This is a genomic window from Williamsia sp. MIQD14 (assembly GCF_051025635.1).
GTDB lineage: Bacteria > Actinomycetota > Actinomycetes > Mycobacteriales > Mycobacteriaceae > Williamsia_A.
The window spans coordinates 136,187-159,808 of record NZ_JBPFDG010000001.1 but is presented as its reverse complement, the minus strand read 5'-3'; the positions used below and the strand labels follow the sequence as shown (position 1 = coordinate 159,808).

The 23,622-nt window shown below is 72.1% G+C and carries 1 protein-coding gene (running past one end of the window); it reads left to right on the top strand.

The window, feature by feature from the left end:
* On the top strand, positions 1-23,622 hold the 3' portion of the coding sequence (locus ACQ7HM_RS00675; protein ID WP_434214335.1) for a non-ribosomal peptide synthase/polyketide synthase. Its footprint begins 16,368 nt before the window's first position; only the last 23,622 of its 39,990 coding nucleotides appear in the window; its start codon lies beyond the left edge, outside the window; the stop codon is at positions 23,620-23,622.

Genomic DNA, 23,622 nt, shown 5'->3' with positions numbered 1-23,622 from the left:
CGACGTGCGCTGCCGGCCCCCGACCTCGCCTCCGACGCGGGCGCGTACACCCCACCGGCCGATGCGACCGAGGAGATCATCGCCGCGGTCGTCGCCACGGTTCTCGGCCTACCGACGGTGTCGGTGACCGAGGGGTTCTTCGATCTCGGCGGTACCTCCCTGTCGGCGACACGCGTCGCCGCGCGCGTGGCCGATGCGCTGGGCGCCGACATCGGGGTCCGAGATGTCTTCGAGGCACCGTCGGTGCGGGAGCTCGCGCAGCGCGTCGCCGACGCCTCCGTCACCGAGGCCGGGCCCGCGCGGCCGCTGCGGCCTATGGCCCGGCCCGAGCGGATCCCGTTGTCGGCGGCGCAGCAGCGGATGTGGTTCATCAACTCCTGGGACCCGTCGCAACCGACCTACACCATCCCGCTGGCGCTGCGCCTGCGCGGTGACCTCGACATCGACGCCCTGCGTGCGGCGTTCGTCGATCTGGTGACCCGCCACGAGGTGCTGCGCACCCTCTACCCGGTCGGCACCGACGGTGCCGTGCACCAGCAGATCCTCGCCCCGGACACGCTCTCCGGGCCCCACGGCGTCGACGTGGCGGTCGTCGACTCCGAGGACGAGGCGATGGCCGTGGTGCGTCGTGGTTTCGATCTCACCACCGACCTGCCGCTGCGCGCGCGCATCGCGGGGTCGGGGGGCCACGCCGTCGTGGATGAGGCACTGCTCGTGATCGCGCTGCACCACATCGCCGCCGACGGCGAGTCGATGCCCGTGGTGGCCCGAGACCTGATGACCGCCTACGCGGCTCGACGGACCGGGGCAGCACCGGACTGGCCACCCCTGGCCGTGCAGTACGCCGACCACACCCTGTGGCACCACGAACGCGACGGCGCGCCCGACGGTGCGGGCGGGTCCGCGCACCGCGCCCGCCTCGACCACTGGGCGCAGGTGCTGGCCGGGGCCCCCGCCGTCATCGACCTCCCCACCGACCACCCCCGCCCACCGGTCGCCTCGACCGACGGCGCGACCGTCGACATCCACATACCCGCCGACATCGCCGACGCCGCAACCCGATTCGCGCGCGAGCACGGCGTGACCGTGTTCATGCTGCTCCACGCGACCCTGGCCGCGGCGTTGGCCCGCATCGCCGCCACCGACGACGTGGTCATCGGGACACCGGTCGCCGGGCGGGGCCGCGCCGAACTCGACGACCTCATCGGCATGTTCGTCAACACCGTCGTGCTGCGCACACCGGTCGACCCGACGACGGAGTTCACCGACCTGCTGGCGCAGGTGCGCCGCATCGACCTCGACGCCCTCGCGCACGCCGACGTCGACTTCGACGACCTCGTCGACCGACTCGACCCGGTGCGCTCGGAGGCCTTCGCCCCGCTCGTCCAGGTCCTGTTCACCGTCGGCGACGGCGGCGGCGCCACGCGCGTCGACGGCGCCCGTGACCTCGGCGACGGGATCGTCGTGGAGTCGGTCGACCTCGAGATCACCACCGCCAAGGTCGATCTCACCATCGGTGTGCAGACCCCGCCCGTGGATGCCGAGGGCGCCCACGCGTGGCGGGGGAGCATCACCTACGCCACCGCGCTGTTCGACGAGTCGACGGTGCGGACCTTCGTCGATCGGTGGACGCGCCTGCTCGCCACCGTCCTCGACGCCCCGCGCAGCACCGTCGGTGACATCGACATCCTCACCGACGCCGAGCTTCTCGCGGTACACGACGTCGATCCGGTGCCCGGTCCGATGCTGCTGGCCGACATCCTCGCCGCCTCCGCGACCCGCGATCCGGCCGCCCTCGCCGTCGTCGACGACCGGATGGCGCTGACCTATGCCGACCTCGACCGTGTGAGTTCGGCACTCGCCCGCGATCTCATCGCCGCCGGCATCGGCCCCGACGACGTCGTCGTGAGCGCGATCCGTCGCTCCGCCCACGTACAGATCGCGCTGTGGGCGATCGCGAAGGCCGGAGCGGTGTACTGCCCGATCGACCCGCGGTACCCCGCCGACCGCATCCGCCAGGTCGTCACCGACAGTTCCGCGCGCATCGGGTTCGTCGGCGGCGACGTCGCATCCGACGCCACGGCCATGCCGCCCGGTCCACGGTGGATCACCCTCGACGACACCATGATCGCCGCGACCACCGCCCGGATCGACGCGGGTCGGGTGTCGGGTGCGCCGGTCACCGACGCCGAGCGCATCGCGGCGCTGCGACCCGACAACGGCGCCTACATGATCTTCACGTCCGGATCGACCGGCGTGCCCAAGGGTGTGCTCGTCACCCACACCGGACTGGCTGGCGTCGCGCAGACCCTGCGCGACCACCACCGCTCGGAGCCGTCGTCGCGATGGTTGGGTATCAGCTCCCCGGCGTTCGACGCCGCCATGCTCGAGGTGCTCGGCACCTACATCGCCGGCGCGACCATGGTCGTGACCCCGCCCGACATCGTGGGCGGTGACGAACTCGCCGAGTGGATCACCACGAACGCGGCCACGCACGCGTTCCTCGTCCCCTCGGTCGCGGCGTCGCTGCCGGACCCCGCGCGGGTGTCGTTGACCCACCTGCTCGCCGGCGGTGAGGCGGTCACCGACGCCGAGATGGCCCGGTGGGCGGGCACGCGGGAGTTCTTCGACGCCTACGGCCCCACCGAGGCGACGATCATCTGCATCACGTCCGCACCGTTGACGCCGGGATCACCGGTGCCGCTGGGCCTGCCGATGCCCGGTACCCACGCGATCGTGCTCGACGACCGCCTCCGGCCGGTGCCGACCGGGGTGCTCGGCGAGCTCTACCTGATGGGGCCGTCACTCGCGCGGGGATATCACCGCCGCCCGGGCCTGTCGGCGGAACGATTCGTCGCGGCACCCTTCGGCACACCGGGCAGCCGCATGTACCGCACCGGAGACCTCGTGCGCCGCAGCGCCACCGGTCAGCTGTCCTACGCCGGGCGCTCGGATTTCCAGGTCAAACTCCGCGGCCAGCGCATCGAACTCGGCGAGATCGAGTCGGTGTTGCTGACGCACCCGCACGTACGTCGTGCCGTCGTCGTCGGCGCCGGCGTCGGGGTCGGGGTCGGCTCGCAGATCTTCCGGGGGAGCGGCCCCATCACCGCCCTCGCGGCGTATGTGGAACACGACGGTGCGGTGCCCGACACCGACGACGTCCGTGCCCATCTCGCCGCGGCGCTGCCCGCGCACATGGTGCCGAGCACCATCACCGTCCTCGACGCGATGCCACTGACGCCGGTGGGCAAGATCGACCGCGCCGCACTGCCGGCACCCGACCCCCGCAGCGCCGCCGCCGACGTGGTCGAACCTCCCAGCGGGGACGACGAGGTCGCGGTCCGCGCGGTCGTCGCCGACGTCCTCGGCACGGACGCCGACGCGGTGGGGGTCACCGCGGACTTCTTCGCCCTCGGCGGCAACTCGCTGTCGGCCACGCGGGTCACCGCCCGTGTCGGCGACGCGCTGGGTGTCGCCGTCGGTGTGCGTGACCTGTTCGAGGCACCGACGGTGCGCGGACTCGTGGCGCGTCTGCGTGCGGCGACGGGTGGTCCCGAGGCGGGGGTGGCCACGCCACCGCTGCGGCCCATGCCGCGCCCGGCGCACATCCCGCTGTCCGCCGCGCAGCAGCGCATCTGGTTCCTCAACCGGTTCGCACCGACGTCGACCGCCTACGTCATCCCGGTGCTCGCCCACCTGCACGGTCCCCTCGACGCCGCCGCGTTGCGACAGGCCCTCCTCGACGTGCTGGACCGCCACGAGATCCTGCGCACCACCTTCCCGGAGACGAACGGGCGCCCCGGACAACGGATCCACGATCTCGAGGTCGCCGAGTCGATGCTCGACTGGGCCGAGGCCGGGACGGGGGCCGGCGCAGAGGACGAGATCGAGGCCTTCCTCGACACCGGGTTCGACGTCACCGAGGACCTCCCGGTCCGCGCGCGGCTGACCGCGCTCGGCCCCGACCACCACCTCCTGGCACTGTCGGTGCACCACATCGCCGTCGACGGTGAGTCCCTGACACCCTTGATCGGGGATCTCGCGACCGCCTACTCCGCGCGAAGGGTCGGCACACGTGCCGACACCCCGCCGCTGTCGGTGCAGTTCGCCGACGTGGCCCTGTGGCAGCAGGAGGTCCTCGGTTCCGCCGACGACCCGACGTCGATGCTGGGACAGCAGGTCGCGTACTGGCTCGAGCATCTCGCCGATCTCCCCGACGTGCTCACCCTGCCCACGGATCGACCGCGACCGACGCCTGCCTCGCAGAACGGCGGCCGCATCACGTTCTCGATCCCTGCCGACGTCGCCGACACCGTCCGTACCTTCGCCCGCGCCCGCGGCGCCACCGATTTCATGGCCGTGCACACCGCGCTCGCGGTGGTGCTCGCGCGACTGTCGGCGACCGACGACATCGCGATCTCCACCCCCGTCGCCGGCCGCGGCCAGGCCGCGCTCGACCCCATGGTCGGGATGTTCGTCAACACCCTGGTGCTCCGCAACCGCATCCGCGGCGACCAGACGATCGGCGCGGTTCTCGACGACATCCGCACCGTCGACCTCGACGCGTTCGCCCGCGCGGACGTCGCCTTCGAGCACCTCGTCGAACTCCTCGCCCCCACCCGGTCGGAGGCGTTCGCGCCGCTGAGCCAGGTGATGCTGTCGGTCGCCGCGTCCGACGGACCATCCCGCGGCATCGAGGCCGGCGGACTGCGTATCGATCTCGCCGATCCCGGAACGCCACCCGCCCGACTCGATCTCGCGGTCAGCGTCGGTACCGCCCCGAGCGGATCGGACTGGCAGGGCGAGATCGTCTACGCCGCCGACCTGTTCGACGAGGCGACCGTGGAGACCCTGGCCGACCGATTCGTGGCGGTGCTCCACGCCGCGGTCCGCCCCGACACCCCGGTCGGCGACATCGACCTGCTCACCGCCGCCGAACGCGCCGCCATCGCCGTGCGCAGCGTCGGCCCCGACGCCGACCTGCCGTCGGAGACGCTGGCCGACGTCGTCGCCCGCCGGATCGCCGCGACACCCACCGCGACCGCACTCATCCCCGACACCGACGCCCCCGCGTCGGTCGAGAGCGGTGCCGCGGCAATGGACTACGCCACCTTCGGTGCCCTCGTGAACCGACTGGCCCGCCGCCTCGTCGCCGCCGGTGTCGCACCGGAGACGGCCGTCGGCATCCGCATGGACCGCTCACCGGCGATGGTCGTCGCCGTCCACGCCGTGATCGCTGCGGGTGGGCAGTACGTGCCCATCGATCCCGCCGCCCCCGCCGACCGCGTCGCGTACATGGTCGACACCGCCGCCGTCCGCCTCGTCCTCGTCGACGCGACACCGCCCGACGCCACCCCGACCGATCCCGCGCAGCCGGCGCCCGTCGGTGTCCCGACCGTGGTGGTCGATCTCGCAGACACCACCGACCCCGCCGAGGCAGGGCCGGTCACCGACGCCGAACGGCACACACCGCTGCGACCCGACCACGCCGCCTACACCCTGTTCACCTCGGGATCCACCGGTCGCCCCAAGGGTGTGACGGTGTCCCACCGGTCGGTGCTCAACCGCCTCCGCTGGGGGCTCGCGACCTTCCCGCTCGACGCCGACGACACGGTGATCCTCAAGACCCCCACCACCTTCGACGTGTCGGTGCCCGAGCTGTTCGCGCCGCTGATGGCCGGCGCTCGGATACTGGTCACCCGGCCCGGCGGTCACACCGACCCCGATCACCTCGCCGACCTCCTCGCCCGGCACCGGGTGTCGTCGGTGCACTTCGTGCCGTCGATGCTGTCGGTGTTCCTCGACGTGGTCGACGCCGACCGGCTCGACCGGCTCATCGCGCTGCGATACGTGTTCGCCTCGGGCGAGGCACTGTCGCCGGGCGTGGCCGCACTGGTCCGCACACGCCTCCCGGGGGCGGACCTGCACGACCTCTTCGGCCCCACCGAGGCCGCGGTCGAGGTCACCCACCAGCCCATCGACACCGTGGGTGCGGTGATCCCCATCGGCCGTCCGATCGCCAACACCGTCACCCGTGTCCTCGACGACCGACTGCGTCCGCTGCCGGTCGGCGTCCCCGGCGAGCTGTATCTCGGCGGTGTGCAGGTGGCCCGCGGATACGCCGCGCGGCCCGACCTCACCTCGGAGAGGTTCGTCGCCGATCCGCAGGGGCCGGCCGGTGCCCGTCTGTACCGCACGGGCGACCTCGTCCGGTGGAGCGCCGACGGCGCGTTGGAGTACCTGGGACGCACCGATTTCCAGGTGAAACTCCGCGGTCAGCGCATCGAGCTCGGCGAGATCGAGGCGGTGATGACCGCGGTGGACGGGGTGGTCCACGCCGCGGCGTCGGTCGTCACCGGTGACGTCTCCGACCCGACACACCCGATGGCGACCCAGCATCTCGTGGCGTATGTCGCCGGGACCCCGGGAACACCGCCCGACGTCGACGCCGTGCGCGCCGCCGTCGAATCGGCCCTCCCGGAATACATGTGGCCGTCGATCTGGGTGACGCTCGACGACGTGGTGCTGGGCAGCGCCGGAAAGCTCGACCGCCGCGCACTGCCGCGCCCGCGGTTCGACGAGACCGACGCCGACCACGCACCGCCCGCGACCCCCGACGAGCGGGTGATCGGTGAGATCGTGGCCGCCACCCTCGGTGTCGAGAAGGTCTCGGTCACAGCCTCGTTCTTCGCCCTCGGCGGCGACTCGATCATGTCGATCCGGCTGTCGTCGCTGCTCCGTGCGGCGGGGTTCGCCATCAGTCCCCGCATGATCTTCGAACACCGCTCCGTCCGCGCGCTGGCCGCGGCGACCGGCGCCGGCGTCGTTCTCGACGAATACCGTGGTGGCGCAACCGGACCGATGCCCATCGGGCCGGCGATCGCCTGGATGCTCGACCTCGTCGACACCCCGACCGATCACGCCGACTTCTCGCAGTCGGCGTTGCTGTCGCTGCCCACCGAGGCCACCGAGGCCGATGTGCACGCCATCGTCTCCGCGGTGGTGGCGACGCACGCCATGCTGTCGGCGACGCTGCGGCGGGTCGTGGGGGAGTGGGAGCTCACCGCGGGCGCGGGATCGGCCGACGACGTGTTCGTCCGGATCCTCGAGCAACCCGCGACCGCCCCGGCCGGCGCCGACCCGCATGCCGCCATCCGCAGAGCCCACGAGATCGCGCTGGCCGCACTCGATCCCGAGGTCGGGCGACTCGTCGCCGCCGTCGGTGTGCGCGACGTCGATCCGTCACGTCCCGGTCGACTGGTGCTGGCGATCCACCACATCGGCGTCGACGCCGTCTCGTGGACGACGGTGCTGACCGCAGTGGCCACCGCATGGTGGCAACATGGTTCCGGCGAACCGATCCGCGTGGTCCCGCCCGTGACGTCGATGCGTCGCTGGACCGGGGTGCTGACCGATCTGGCCGACCGCGACATCGAGATCCCGCTGTGGGCCGAGCATCTCGCGGTGGCGACCCGCTCACACGGACGCCTGGAACTCGACCGCGACCGCGACCGGCAGTCGACCGTCATCTCGAGCACCGTCGATGTCCCCGCCGACGTCAGCGACGCGATCCTCGGATCGGTACCCGATGCCTATCGTGCCGGGGTCGACGCCGTGCTCGTCGCCGCGTTGGTCACCGCGCTGCAGGAGTCGTTCCCCGACGACGCGGGTGTCTCGGTGCTCCTGGAGAACCACGGCCGCGAGGAACAGGTGGCGCCCGGAGCGGATCTCTCGGGCACCGTCGGCTGGTTCACCGCGTTCGCGCCCCTGTCGGTGTCGGATCGTCTCGGATCCGTGGACCTCACCGTCAAGGCGGTCAAGGACGCGCTGGTGCGGATGCCCGACCGCGGCGTCGCCTTCGGACCCCTGCGATACCTGCGAGACGGGTCGCCGCTGCGCGACGCCGCCCTGCCCCCGGTGACCCTGAACTACTTCGGCAACACCGCGAGCGACGCCCCCGGCACCGCCGGCGGCTTCGCGCCGGTGGCCGACGGCCCGGCACTGCCCCCCTCGATCACGGGCGCGATGGTGGCGACGTCGTCACTCACCGTGTCGGTCAGCACGATCGCCACCGCCGAGGGTCGCGTGCTGCGCGCCGACTTCGCCCACCCCGCAGCCCTCCTCGAGCGCGACGAGGTCGCCGCCCTCGCCTCGCGGTGGTCGTCGGCTCTCGCCGAGATCGCCGCCCTCGTCCACACCGTCGGCGATCCCGGCCCCAGCGAGACCGACCTCGCCGCCACCTCGATGACGCAGTCCGAGATCGACACCCTGCGCGCGACCGAACCCGGCGCGACACTCTGGCCGCTCACGCCGCTGCAGCAGGGTCTGTATTTCCAGGCCGAGATCGCGGCCGGCGCGCACCTCGCGGACGACGCCGACCCCGGTCGGCGCGACGAGATCGACGTCTACGTCACGCAGTCGGTGGTCACTTTCGGTGGTCCGGGCGCGACCGGCGACGACGCGGACGAGGCGATGCGCGCGGCCGCACGACTCCTCCTGCGACGCCACCGTGTGCTCCGGTCCTCGTTCCGGCGCACCGCGGCCGGTCATGTCGTGGCCGTGGTCCCCGCGATCGTCGAACCGAACTGGCGCGTCGTCGATCTCACCGACCTCGAGGCCGATGCCGCGGTCGTAGAGGTGGACCGCATGGCCCGCGCTGAGCGGGCGACACGCTTCGACCTGGCCGTGCCGGGCCTGATGCGGTTCGTGTGGGTCCGACACCGCCTCGACACCGACGGCCGCGCCGCCGCCCTCCCGGAGATCGGTGCATCGCTCATCATCTCCGCACACCACCTCCTGCTCGACGGATGGTCGGCGCCGCTGGTGCTCGGCGAACTGCTCGCCGCGCGCGGTGACATCGATACCCGCCCGCCCGTCGACACCCGCCGACTCGACGGTCGTGATTTCGCCGTGTACCTCGACTGGCTGTCGCGTCGTGACCACGCCGCCGCGCTCGTGGCCTGGCGCGACGCCCTCGAACCGGTGGACGGATCGACCCTCGTCGCGCCCGGTGCCCGGCCTCGTACCGACGTCGCGCCCGCGGAACGGTCGCTGCACCTGCCGACAGACACCGTGCGTGGCCTCAGCGCGGCCGGTCGCCGCGCCGGCGCCACCACCTCGACGGTGCTGCAGGCGGTCTGGGCGATCCTCGTCGCCCGCATGACCGGCCGCGAGACCGTCGTGTTCGGTGAGACGGTGTCGGGCCGTCCTCCGGAGATCGACGGCGTCGAGACGATGATCGGTCTCTTCATCAACACCCTGCCCGTCCCGGTGACCGTCCGCCCCGACGACACCGTGACCGATCTGCTCGGTGCGCTCCAGCAGTCGAAGGCACGCCTGCTCGACCACCAGCACGTCGGTCTGGCCGAGATCGCCTCGGCCGTCGGCGATGCCGCGGTGTTCGACACCCTCGTCGTCTACGAATCGTTCCCCGTCGACCGAGTCGCGATCACGGCTGCGGGGGGAACCGGCACGTCAACATCGGGACTCGACATCCGTGGCGTCACCTCCGCCGACGCGACCCACTACCCACTGACCCTCGTCGCCGTCCCCGACGGCGAGGAGATGGTCGTGCGGGTGAAGTACCTGCCGTCGCTGTTCGACGACGACCGGATCGCACAGATCACCGACGCGGTGTCCACGCTCATCGAGGCGGTCGCCCACCGCCCCTCGGCGATGATCGCCGACCTCGATCTCATGACGCCCGACGTCGCCGCCCGTGTCGACGCGTGGTCGGCGGGACCGATCACAGCGATGCCGTCGACGTCCACCGGTTCGGTGGTCGCCGGTCTGCGCCGGCAGGTCCGCGACACCCCGGACGCGATCGCGCTGCGGTCGGGTGGACGTGCGGTGCGCTACGCCGAGTTCGGGTGGCGTGTCGCCGCGCTCGCCGCGACCCTGCGCGCCCGGGGTGTGCAGCCCGGACATGCGGTGGCCGTGGCGATCCCGCGGTCGGTCGAGATGGTCGTCGCCATCCACGCCGTCCTCGCCGCCGGCGGACACTACGTCCCCCTCGACACCGATGCCCCGCGCGACCGCATCGCCTCCATGCTCGACACCGCGGGCGCCGCCCTGGTCCTGGTGGGACCCGACGGTGCACCACCGGCGGTCGCCGCGATCGCCGGCGACCTCCTCACCGTCGACGCGGGCACCCCGGTCGCGACCGACGCCGCCGGGACGGACGACACCGAGGACCGCGACGACGCCCAGGTCCGCGACGACGACGCCGCCTACACCCTGTTCACCTCCGGGTCGACGGGTCGACCCAAGGGCGTCACGGTGTCCCACGCCGCGATCGGCAACCGCCTGGCCTGGATGCAGGACCGGTTCCCGATCACCGGCGACGACGCTGTCCTGCTCAAGACCCCGGTCACCTTCGACGTGTCGGTGTGGGAGCTGTTCTGGCCGGTGATCACCGGGGCCACCATGGTGATCGCAGACCCCGACGGGCACCGCGACCCGCGGTACCTCGCCGACCTCATCGAGCGGACACACGTCACCACCGTGCATTTCGTGCCCTCGATGATGGCGGCCTTCGTCGACGTGCACCGGGACGCGGTGCCCGCGGGGGCGCTGCGGTCGGTGCGGCAGGTGTTCGCCTCGGGTGAGGCGCTGCCCCCGGCCACCGCCCACGCGATGGGCGCCCTCACACCGGCGGCGCGTCTGCACAATCTCTACGGGCCGACCGAGGCCGCGGTCGACGTCACCCACCACGAGGTCATGGGCGACGACCTCACCATCCCGATCGGTCGTCCGGTCGACAACACCGTCACGCGGGTGCTCGACGCACGTCTGCGACCGGTCGCCCCGGGCATCGTCGGCGAGCTGTACCTCGGCGGTGTGCAGCTCGCCCGCGGATACGCATCGCGCCCCGACCTGACCTCCGAGCGGTTCGTCGCCGACCCGCTGGGGATGCCCGGTGAACGGCTCTACCGCACCGGTGATCTCGCCCGCTGGACCCCGCAGGGTGACCTCGAGTACCTCGGACGCAGTGACTTCCAGGTCAAGATCCGCGGCCAGCGTCTCGAACTCGGCGAGGTGGAGGCGGTCCTCGCCGCGGCGCCCGGTGTGGTGGTCGCGGCCGCGACCGTCGTCGGCGGTGGCGGGGACGAACGCCTGATCGGCTACCTCGGTGGCGCCATCGACCTCGACGCCGTCGACCGGTACGCGCGCGCCGAGCTCCCGACCTACATGTGCCCCGACACCTACGTCGTCGTCGCCGACATGCCGCTCACCGTGACCGGCAAGATCGACCGCCGGGCGCTGCCCGCCCCCGATCTCGCCGGTGGCCCCGACGGCAGTGCTGCGCGTACCGAGCCGGCCACACCGACGGAGAGGGCGATCGCCGAGGTCGTCGCCGGCGTCCTCGGCACCGACCGGGTGTCGGTGACCGCGAGCTTCTTCGACATCGGTGGCAACTCGCTGTCGGCGACCCGGGTGGTGGCGCGGGTGTCCGACGCCGTCGGGGTACGGGTCGGCGTCCGCGACCTGTTCGATCACCCGTCGGTGCGGTCGCTCGCCACGCGCGTCGACGTCGCGCGGGCGAGTTCGGCTACAGCAGCAGTCAGTTCGGCGCCGTTGGTCCGGCGGGCCCGTCCCGACGCTGTTCCGCTGTCGCCTGCGCAGCAGCGGATGTGGTTCATCAACGTCTTCGACCCGACGTCCCCGGCCTACAACATCCCGTTCGCGCTCCGCCTGCGCGGCACCCTCGACGTCGACGCGCTGCGCACCGCACTCCACGACGTGATCGCCCGCCACGAGACACTGCGCACCGTCTTCCCGGCCGACACCGACGGCGTCGCGCACCAGCACATCCTCGACCCGCACACCGTCACCGACGACCTCGTGTGGCGCACCGACGGGGTCGAGGACCTGCCGTCGGAACCGTTCGACGTGACGCGTGAGCCACCGATCCGTGCCGGTGTCGTCGCGACCGGTCCGGACGAACACCTGCTGATGGTGGTGGCCCACCACATCGCCTCCGACGGCGAGTCGATCACCCCGCTCGTCACCGACCTCCTCACCGCCTACACCGCGAGGATCGCCGGTGCGGCCCCGACCTTCGCCCCGTTGCCGGTGCAGTACGCCGACGTCACGCTCTGGCAGCGGGAGGTGCTCGGCGCGGCCGACGACCCGACGTCGGTGCTCGGTGCGCAGACCGAATTCTGGCGCGAACGCCTCGCCGGACTGCCCGACGTGCTCGACCTGCCGACCGACCGACGTCGGCCCGCGGTCGCGTCGCTGCGGGGCTCGGGGGTCGCGATCAGCATCGACGGCGACCTCGCCGCCGCGCTCGACCGGTTGTCCCGCGCCCACGACGCGACACTGTTCATGGTCCTGCACGCAGCACTCGCCGCGATGCTCGCGACACTGAGCGGATCCGACGACATCGCCGTCGCGACACCGGTCGCCGGGCGCGGGCGCCCCGAACTCGATGGTCTCATCGGCATGTTCGTCAACACGCTGGTGTTGCGCACCGCGGTCGCGCCCACCGACGACCTCGCCGCACTGATCACACGCGCACGCGAGGTCGACCTCGACGCGTTCGCCGCGGCCGACGTCCCGTTCGAGCACCTCGTCGACGTCCTGTCGCCGGTGCGGTCGGAGTCGTTCGCGCCGCTCGCACAGGTGATGCTGACCCTCTCCCAGCGCGGCGACGACACCATCGAGGTCCCCGGGCTCATCGTGACGCCGGAGGATCCGGGTGTGTTGCCCGCGCGATTCGATCTCACCGTCGGACTGTCGACCATCCGCGACGCCGACGGGACCCTCACCGCCCTCGACGGTCGACTGGTCTACGCGACAGACCTCTTCGACCTCGATACCGCGACCGCGATCGCCCGGTCCTACGTCGAGGTGCTGCGGGCCATGGTCGCCGACCCCGGCGCCGCGGTCGGCGACATCGATCTGGTGTCGCCGGAACAGCATGCCGCGGTGCATGTCTGGTCGCGGGGCGTGCGGGTGTCGATGGCACCCGAGACGCTCGCCGACATCGTCGTCCGACCCGTACTCACTCCCGATCACCCGGCGCTCGTCGTCGGCGATCGACATCTGACCCGTGGCGAACTCGCCGCGCACGTCGCCACGACCGCGCGCAGGATGATCGCCCACGGTGTGGGACCCGAGGTGGGGGTGGCGATCTGTATCGACCGGTCGGTGGAGTCGATCGTCGCCGTGCACGCCGTCGTCGCCGCAGGTGGGCGTTTCGTCCCTGTCGACACCGACGCCCCGCCGCAGCGCGTCGCCGACATGATCGGCACCGCGGCGGTGTCGTTGGTACTCGTCGGACCCGCCGCCGAGCCGGTGGCGTTGCAGGACACCGCTGTCCCTCGCATGGTCGTCGACTGCACCGAACCGGCGGCCGACACCGCATCGCTCGCATCCTCGGAACGTCTCGGCGTCGTCACAGCCGACTCGGGCGCGTACACGTTGTTCACCTCCGGCTCGACCGGACGTCCGAAGGGCGTGACGGTGTCGCACGCCGCCATCGTGAACCGTCTGGCGTGGATGCAGGCGACGTTCGTGCTGACCGGGACCGACGTGGTGCTGCACAAGACGCCCACGACCTTCGACGTGTCGGTGTGGGAACTGTTCTGGCCCCCGATGTCCGGCGCGACGCTGGTGGTCGCCCGGCCCGACGGCCACCGCGACCCGCGATACCTCGCCGATCTCATGACGCGCGAACGGGTGTCGGTCACGCACTTCGTCCCGTCGATGCTCGCCGCCTTCTGTGAGTCGGTCGGCGGCACCGACGGCGCCGACCTGTCCGGTGTGCGTGCGGTGTTCGCTTCGGGGGAGGCGCTGCCGCCGGCGACCGCGGCGGCGGCCGTGGCGCTGATGCCACGAGCGTTGCTGCACAACCTCTACGGTCCGACCGAGGCCGCCGTCGACGTCACGTGGCACGAGGTCCGTGACGGCGCGGCACTCGTCCCGATCGGGCGCCCGGTGTGGAACACCGACACCCGTGTTCTCGACGCGCGGCTGCGTCCGGTGGGCCCCGGCGTCGTCGGCGAGCTCTACCTCGGCGGGGTGCAGCTCGCGCGCGGATATGCAGGGCGTCCCGACCTCACCGCCGAACGGTTCGTCGCCGACCCGTTCGGCGCCGACGGAGCGCGGTTGTATCGCACCGGCGACCGCGTCCGCTGGACCCGCGACGGTGAGCTCGACTACCTCGGCCGCAACGACTCGCAGACCAAGATCCGTGGCCAGCGCATCGAACTCGGTGAGGTCGAGGCCGTGCTCGCGACGATGCCCGGCGTGACCGGCGCCGTCGCCTCGGTCCGCGACGACCGGCTCGTCGCGCATGTCGCCGGCGCCGCCGTCGATCTCGACGACATGCGTGTGCAGGTCGCCCGTCTGCTGCCCGCCGCGATGCGCCCCACCGCCTGGGTGCGTCTCGACGCGTTGCCGCTGACCGGCTCGGGCAAGGTCGACCGTCGACGGCTCCCGGCGCCCGGTCCCGCGACCGCAGCGGACATCGTCGCCCCGACGGACGCGACCGAGGCCGTGGTGGCGCAGGTGTTCGCCGACGTGCTGGCATCCGACGCGGTGTCCGTGACGGACGGCTTCTTCGACCTCGGTGGCAACTCGCTGTCGGCGACGCGTGTGGCCGCCCGTGTCGCCGACGCCCTGCGCGCCGACATCGGTGTGCGCGACGTGTTCGAGGCGCCGACCGTGCGCGAGCTCGCACACCGCGCCAGGGCGGCGACGGGGGCATCGAGCCTCGTCGAGCCGCTGGTGGCAGCCCCGCGTCCCGACCGTATCCCGCTGTCGGACGCCCAACGCCGCATGTGGTTCATCAACACCTTCGACCCGACGTCGCCGGTGTACCTGATCCCGTTCGTGCTGCGACTGCGGGGAACTCTCGACGTCGATGCGCTGGCCGCCGCGGTCGGTGACCTCGTGGCGCGGCACGAGACCCTGCGCACCACCTACCCGCAGGCCCCCGACGGCACGGTGTGGCAGGAGATCTGGCCGGCCGACCGGGCGATGGCGTCGATCGACTGGGCGGTGGTCGCCGACGACACCGAGGCGCTCGCCATCACCGGACAGGGCGTCGACACCCGCACCGAGATGCCGATGCGTGCCCGCCTCGCGGTCGTGACCGCCGGGGAGGCGCTCCTCGTCGTCACCGTCCACCACATCGCGGCCGACGGTGAATCGACCCCGATCCTCGCGCGAGACCTGTTCGCCGCGTACGCGTCCCGCCGTGCCGGCGCCGCCCCGCAGTGGGCACCCCTGGCGCTCCAGTACGCCGATCACGCACTGTGGCAGAACCGTGCGCTGGGCCACGACGGCGGGTCCGCCGCGGATTCCATGGCGGCGCACCTGGATTACTGGGACACCCAGCTCGCCGGGATCCCGCCGCTGCTCGAACTCCCCACCGACCGGCCACGCCCGGCCACGGCGTCGATGCGTGGTGCTGCGGTCGACGTCATCATCCCGGACGAGGTGTCGCGCGCCGCCCGCGTCGTCGCGCGGCGGTACGGGCTCACGCCGTTCATGCTGCTGCACACCGCGCTCGCCGTGGTGCTCGCGCGGTCGAGCGGCACCGACGACGTCGTCGTGGGCACCGCGGTCGCCGGCCGCGGCAGGCGCGAACTCGACGACATCGTCGGCATGTTCGTCAACACGCTGGTGCTGCGTACCCCGGTCAGCGGTGCCGCGCGGATCGACGACCTGCTCGCAGAGGTCCGTCGCGTCGACCTCGATGCGATCGCCCACGGCGACGTCCCGTTCGAGGACCTGGTGGACCGGCTCGACGCGACGCGTTCGGGCGCCGTCCGATCGGGCGCGTTCGCCCCGCTCGCGCAGGTGCTGCTGACGGTCGCCGACGCCGCCGCGGACGCCGACGCCGAGCTCGTCGCGGCATCGACCGGGCTCGACATCGAGGTCCTCACCACCGAGACCACCACCGCCAAGGTCGATCTCACCGTCGCTGTCACGACCGGCGACACCGAGCCGTGGCGGGGGACCGTCGCCTACGCGACCGACCTCTTCGACGAGTCGACCGCCGCGGTCTTCGCCGAGCGTCTCGTACGGGTGCTCGCATCGATCGTCGCCGACCCGACCGGCCGGGTGGGCGACGTCGACATCCTCACCCCCGACGAGACGACCGGTCTCGTCGCGCCACTCGAGCCGGCCGCGCGGCCCGTGCTGCTGCCCGACCTGCTCGCGTCGGCCGCCGCGCTGCGGCCCGCATCGGTCGCCGTCGTCGATGCGCATCGGTCGATGACCTACGCCGACCTCGACGCCGTGAGCTCGGTCCTCGCCCGTGACCTCATCGCGCGGGGGATCGGCTCCGAGGACGTCGTGGCGAGCGTGCTGCCCCGTACCGCCCTGGTGCAGGTGTCGCTGTGGGCGATCGCGAAAGCCGGTGCGGTGTACTGCCCGATCGACCCGCGATACCCCGCCGCGCGGATCGCTCGGACCCTCGCCGACAGCGGCGCCACGCTCGCCCTGCGGGCCGAGCCGATCGGGGTGGAGACGACGCACATCGGTTGGATCACGCTCGACGACACCATGATCGCCGACCTGCGGGCACGGGCGACGCAGGACCCGTCGCTCGCGGCACCGGTGACCGATGCGGACCGCCGTACAACGGTGCGTGAGAACAACGCCGCCTACCTCGTCTTCACCTCCGGATCGACCGGCGTGCCCAAGGGCGTGTGCGTGAGCCACACCGGCATCGCCGGCATGGCCGCGACGCTGCGCGACCGCCACCACAGCGATGCCGACGCACGGTGGCTGGGTATCAGCTCACCGAGCTTCGACGTCGCCATGCTCGAGGTGCTCGGCGCGTTCGGTGGCGCCGGCACCCTTGTGGTCACCCCGCCCGACATCATCGGCGGGACCGAACTCGCCCGGTGGATCACCGACCACGACGTCACCCACACCGCCATCGTCACCAGCGTGCTGGCGTCGATGCCCGACCCCGCGCGGGTGTCGCTCCGTCACGTCCTCGCCGGCGGCGAGGATGTTCCCGACGCGGAGATGCGTCGGTGGGCGTCGACGCGAGCGTTCTACGACTCCTACGGACCGACCGAGACCACGATGGCGTGCCTCACCTCGTATGCGATCGCCCCCGACGACACGGTGCCCCTCGGGCATCCGATGCCGGGGTCGGCGGTGGTGGTGCTCGACGAGTTCCTGCACCCGGTTCCCGTCGGGGTCGTCGGCGAACTGTACGTGCGCGGAGCGGCCCTGGCCCGCGGCTACGCGGGACGTCCCGATCTCACCGCCGAGCGCTTCGTGCCCGACCCGTTCGGTGACAGTTCGTCGGGGGCGCGCATGTACCGCACCGGCGACCTGGTGCGCCGCACCCGATCCGGGGAGCTGATGTACGCGGGCCGCACCGACTTCCAGATCGCGATGCGCGGCCTGCGCATCGAACTCGGCGAGATCGAGGAGGCGCTGCGCACCCACCCGGCCGTCCGGACCGCCGGCGTCGTCGGGATGGGCGACCCTGTGACCGCACTCGCAGGGTTCGTCGAGACCACCGATCCCGACCTCACCCCGCGGACGCTGCGCACGCACCTCACCGAGCGACTCCCGAGCCACCTCGTGCCCGCGACACTGACGGTCCTCGATGCGTTGCCGCGCACCCCGGTCGGCAAACTCGACCGGACGGCACTGTCGACGCTCGACGTCGGCCCAGCCCACGACCTGCCCGTCGAGCACCCCGCCGACGACGACGAACGCCTGCTCGCCGGCATCGTCGCCGACGTGCTCGGCCGACCGGTCACCGAGATCGGTGTCACCACACCGTTCTTCGACCTGGGCGGCAACTCGCTGTCGGCGACCCGCGTCACCGCGCGGGCCTCCGAGGCGTTCGGGACCGCCGTGGGTGTGCGCGACCTGTTCGACCATCCCGACGTTCGCGGGCTCCTCGGTGTCATCCGTTCCGATCACCGCGCCGGCGCGATCGTGATGCCGCTGGTGGCCGACGAGCGGCCCGATGTCATCCCGCTGTCCAACGCGCAGCAACGGATCTGGTTCCTCAACCGGTTCGACCCCGACTCGACCGCGTACACGATCCCGGTGGTGTTGCGGTTGCGCGGCGCCCTCGACATCGGCGCCCTCCGCGCCGCGCTGCTCGACGTCGTCGACCGCCACGAGGTGCTCCGCACGGTGTACCCGGCGACCGGCGGATCACCCCGTCAACAGATCCTGGACATCGACACCGCGGTCGACCGCCTCGACTGGCACGTCGGCGACGACGAGACCGCGCTCGCCACGCTGCTCGTGCGCGGCTTCGACGTCACCACCGATCTCCCGGTCCGCGTCCGCGTGGTCGCCGTCGCGGCGGGGCCGTCGCGAGGCGAGGAGCATCTCGTCGCTCTGGCCATGCACCACATCGCGGTCGACGGGGAGTCGATCCGTCCGCTCGTGTCCGACCTCGTCGCGGCCTACGGCGCGCGGTCCGCGGGCACCCCGCCGACATGGGCCGGACTGCCCGTGCAGTTCGCCGACCACGCGGTGTGGCAGCAGCGGGTCCTCGGTGCCGCCGACGACGCCCACTCCGCTCTCGCACGCCAGATCGATTGGTGGACCTCGCGGCTCGACGGCATCGCCGACAGCATCGATCTGCCGTCGGATCGACCGCGCCCACCGGTCGCGTCCCACCGTGGACGGCGTGTGGCGTTCACGGTGCCTTCCGCGCTCGCCGACGCGATCCGGCGGACGGCCCGCGCGCATCGGGCCACCGAGTTCATGGTGGTGCACGCCGCGCTGTCGGTTCTGCTCGCCCGCCTGGCGGCCACCGACGACATCGTCGTCGCGACACCCGTCGCCGGCCGTGGCCGCGCCGAACTCGACGCCCTGGTCGGCATGTTCGTGAACACACTCGTGCTGCGCGCCCGCGTCGATCCGGACGACACCCCGACGGCGATCCTGAACGCCCTGCGCGAGAACGACCTCGACGCCTTCGCCCATGCCGACGTCCCGTTCGAGCTCCTCGTCGACCGGCTCGCCCCCACCCGGTCGGAGGCCTTCGCCCCTCTGGCGCAGGTGATGTTGTCGGTCGTCCAGCCCGCGGGTCCCGCGTCGCACGGGCCCGCGACGGGCGACCTCGTGATAGAGGAGGTCGACCCCGGCGATCCCCCCGCGCGCCTCGACCTCACCGTCACGGTGACCACCACCCCCGCCGGCGGAACGTGGACCGGCGAGATCCTCTACGCCACCGATCTGTTCGACCACGACACGGTGTCGGCGATGACCGACCGCCTCCTCGCCGTCCTCGCTGTGATGACGGCGCCGTCGCACACCCACGTCGCGGTCGGCGACATCGACCTGCTCGACGCCGACGAACGGACACGGATCGCCGCGTTCTCCACCGGCTTGTCGATGTCGTACCGGGAATCAGGGGCGGACGGCGGAACCGGCGACACGCTCATCGACCTGCTCACCGCACAGCGCGCCGCCACCCCGGAGGCACCCGCCGTCACCATCGGGGACCGAACGCTCACCTACGCCGAGTTCGGGACGCACGTCGACGCACTGCGCGCGCGACTGTGGGCACAGGGCGTGGCGCCGGACGACGCCGTCGCGGTCTGCATCGACCGGTCGGTGGAGATGATGGTCGCGATCCACGCCGTCGTCACCGCCGGCGCGCAGTACGTCCCCGTCGACGTCGCGGCGCCGGTGGAGCGCGTCCGGTCGATGCTCGACACGGCGGCGGTGACCACGGTGCTCGTCGCCGCCGGTACCGGTCCGCCCGCCGTCGCAGCAACCGACACGATGACGGTGCTCGAGATCGACTGCAGCGCACCGATGCCTGTGGCGCAGGCGCACACCCCGCACGGTCGCGTCACCGCCGACAGCGGCGCCTACACCCTGTTCACCTCGGGCTCGACCGGCCGCCCCAAGGGCGTGACGGTGTCGCATCGCGCGATCGTGAACCGACTGCGATGGATGCAGTCCGATCATCCGATCGGCAGTGCCGACGTGGTGCTGCAGAAGACACCGATCACGTTCGACGTGTCGGTGTGGGAGCTGTTCTGGCCGTTGATCGCCGGCGCACACCTCGTGCTCGCCGAGCCGGGTCGGCACGGGGACCCGACCCATATCGCGGGACTCGTGGCCCGCCACCGGGTGACCACACTGCACTTCGTCCCGTCGATGATGGCCCTGTTCGTCGACGTGCTCGGTCCCCACGACGTCGGGGACCTCGACTCGCTGCGGTACGTGTTCGCCTCGGGTGAGGCCCTGCCGTCGGCGACGGCGCACGCGATGGCCGCCACGGTTCCGCAGGCGAGCGTCCACAACCTCTACGGCCCCACCGAGGCCGCCGTCGACGTCACCCGCCACACCGTGGTGGACGGCGAGACGACCACGCCCATCGGCGCACCCGTCACCGCGACCACGACGTGGGCGCTCGACGGACGTCTGCGGCCCGTCCCGATCGGTGTCACCGGCGAGCTCTACCTCGGCGGCGTGCAGCTCGCCCGCGGATACGCCGGCCGGCCCGATCTCACCGCCGATCGCTTCGTCGCCAACCCGCTGGGCGCGCCCGGTGACCGGCTCTATCGCACCGGCGATCTCGTGCGGTGGAACCGTGACGGTGAGCTGGAGTATCTGGGCCGCAGCGACTTCCAGGTCAAACTGCGTGGACAGCGGCTCGAGCTGGGGGAGATCGAAGCCGTGCTCACCGGGGTCGTCGGCGTCACCCATGCCGCCGCGGCGGTCGTGGCGACACCGGCCGGGGACATGCTGGTCGGCTACCTGGTCGGGACCGCCGACGATGCCACCGTCGCCGACGAGGCCGCGCGGTTGCTGCCGGGGTACATGCGCCCGACGCGGTGGGTTCGTCTCGACGAGTTCCCGCTGACCAGCTCGGGCAAGGTCGACCGCCGCGCCCTGCCCACACCGGGTGCGGTCGACTCCGCGCCCACCCCGCCCGCCGACGCTGTCGAGGCGGCCGTCGCCACGATCGTCGCCGACGTGCTGGGGGTGTCGGCGGTGTCGGTCACCGCCGGCTTCTTCGACCTGGGCGGGAACTCGCTGGCCGCGATGCGGGTGGTCGCCCGCCTCGACGAGATGTTCGGCACCGACCTCGGTGTGCGCGAGATCTTCGACCACCCCACGGTGCGCGAGCTGGCACCGCGCCTGCAGACCTCGCGCCCCGCGTCGGTCGACCTGAGACGTGGCCCCCGGCCCGACGACATACCCCTGTCGTTCGCGCAGCGACGCATCTGGTTCATCAACCAGTTCGACGTCACCTCCGACGTCTACACCATGCCCGTCGTCCTCGACATCCACGGGGCGCTCGTCCCGGAGACGTTGCGCGGGGCGGTGATCGACGTCCTCGGCCGACACGAGGCACTGCGGACCACCTATCCGCTCACCGACGACGGACGACCGGTGCAGTGCATCGCGTCGGTCGAGGAGGTGGAGCGAGTGTTCGCATGGACGGCACTCGATCCCGCGCCGGCGGACATCGATCCCGCGCTCGACCGCGCGATGGCGCTGTGCCACCAGGGCTTCGACGTCACCATCGACCTCCCGATCCGCGCCGCGGTCGTCCGCACCGCCGCCGACACGCATCGACTCGTCGTCGTGATCCACCACATCGCGGGCGACGCGGTGTCGCTGCAGATCCTCGCCCGCGACGTCCTCGACGCCTACGGTCGACGCCTCGCCGGGGCGCCGCCCGCGGAACCGACCGCGGTCGGCTACGCCGATCACACACTGTGGCAACACGAGACGCTGGGTGATCTCGACGACCCGGCCTCGGTGCTGGCCGCGCAGGCGCACTACTGGTCGGTGCGTCTCGCCGGGATCCCTGATCGCATCGACCTGCCCGTGGACCGTCCCCGACCGCCGGTGATGGACACGACCGGCGGCCGGATCCCCCTGCGGCTGGGCGCCGATCGCAGCGCGCGCATGGCCGACCTCGCAAGGCAGACGGGTGCGACGACGTTCATGGTCGCGCACGCAGCGCTGGCGGCTACCGTCGCGGCGCGTGCCGGTGTCGCCGATGTCGTCATCGGTACCCCGGTCGCCGGACGTGGTCATGTCGCTACGGCCGACGTGATCGGCATGTTCGTCAACACCCTCGCCCTGCGCACCGAGCACCGGCACGACGACACGGCGACGACCCTGCTGGGCCGGGTGCGCCACGACGACGTCGATGCCTTCGCGCATGCCGATCTGCCGTTCGAGGTGCTGGTCGACCTGGTGACGCCGACCCGATCGACCTCCCACGCCCCGATCTACCAGATAGCGTTGAACTACCTCGTCGACGGCGACAGCGGCACCGATCCCGACGGGGCAGATCGTGTCGGGGCCGGTTTGCGCGTGGTGCCCGTCGACCCCGGATCGGAGCCCGCCAAGGTCGATCTCGCGGTGGGACTCGCGCAACGCACCAGCAACGGTGTCACCGAGATCGACGGCTCCATCACCTACGCCACCGCACTGTTCGACGAGGCGACGATGCGGGACCTGGCCGCGGAACTCGTCGCCATGATCGACACGATGACCGCGGACCCGGATGCTGTCCTGACCCCGGACGTGCCCGCCGGAACGCGTCCCGAGCGGTCGTCGATCCCGACGATCAGCCATGGTCGGCGGCCCGAGTTCGTCGCGCCCACCGGTCATCTCGAGGAGCTGATCGCCGGGGTGATGGCCGAGGTCACCGGGGCGTCACGGGTCGGTGCGACGGACAGTTTCTTCGACCTCGGCGGCAACTCGCTGGCCGCTGCGCGTGCCGCCGCACTCATCCGTCGCCGCACCGGCCTCGAGGTGGAGTTGGCGTGGATGTTCGCCGACCCGACGAGCCGCGGGTTGGCCGGACGCATGGCCGACACCTCGGGTCCGCGACTGACCGACGAGGTGCTGATCGCGTTGCGTGCGAGCGGAACCCGTGCGCCGCTGTTCTGCGTACACCCCGCCGGTGGCCTCGCCTGGTTCTACGGCGGCCTCGCGCCGTACCTGGCCGACCGTCCGATCTTCGGTTTGCAGGACCCGCACGTGGTGGGCGGCGAGCACGCCGCGGCGTCGGTCATCGACCTCGCCGCGCGGTACGTCGCCGAGATCCGGCGGGTCCAGCCCAGCGGTCCCTACCACCTGCTGGGGTGGTCGGTCGGTGGGTACATCGCGCAGGCGATGGCGACGCACCTGCGTTCCGCGGGAGACGATGTGGCGTTCCTCGGTGTGATGGACGCGGCCCTCGACGCCCCCGATGCCCCGGGCGCAGACGCCTCCGGTGAGGCGTCCGATGCGGGGGCGGCGTCGGGTGTCGCGGACCTGCTGGGTGGGTGGCGGACTCTGTTCGACATCGACGAGTCGATCTCTGCGGCGGACACCGATCAGGTGGCCACCGTGGTCCGCGACCAGATCACTGGACTGGGTCTGCTCTCGAGCGATCAGGTCGACCGCATCATGACCAGCTTCGACACCTCCGCACGCATCGTCGCCGCGCACCGGCCCGACGTGTTCGACGGATCGATGCTGGTGTTCGTCGCCACCGCCGACAAGGACGATCCGGTCGCGGTGGGCGAGAGCTGGCGCCCGTACGTCACCGGTACGGTCACCGCGGTCGACGTCGACACCCACCACCTCGGCATGGCCGACACCGCATCGCTGCGCGTCATCGGGCCCGAGATCGCTCGTCGACTCGACTGA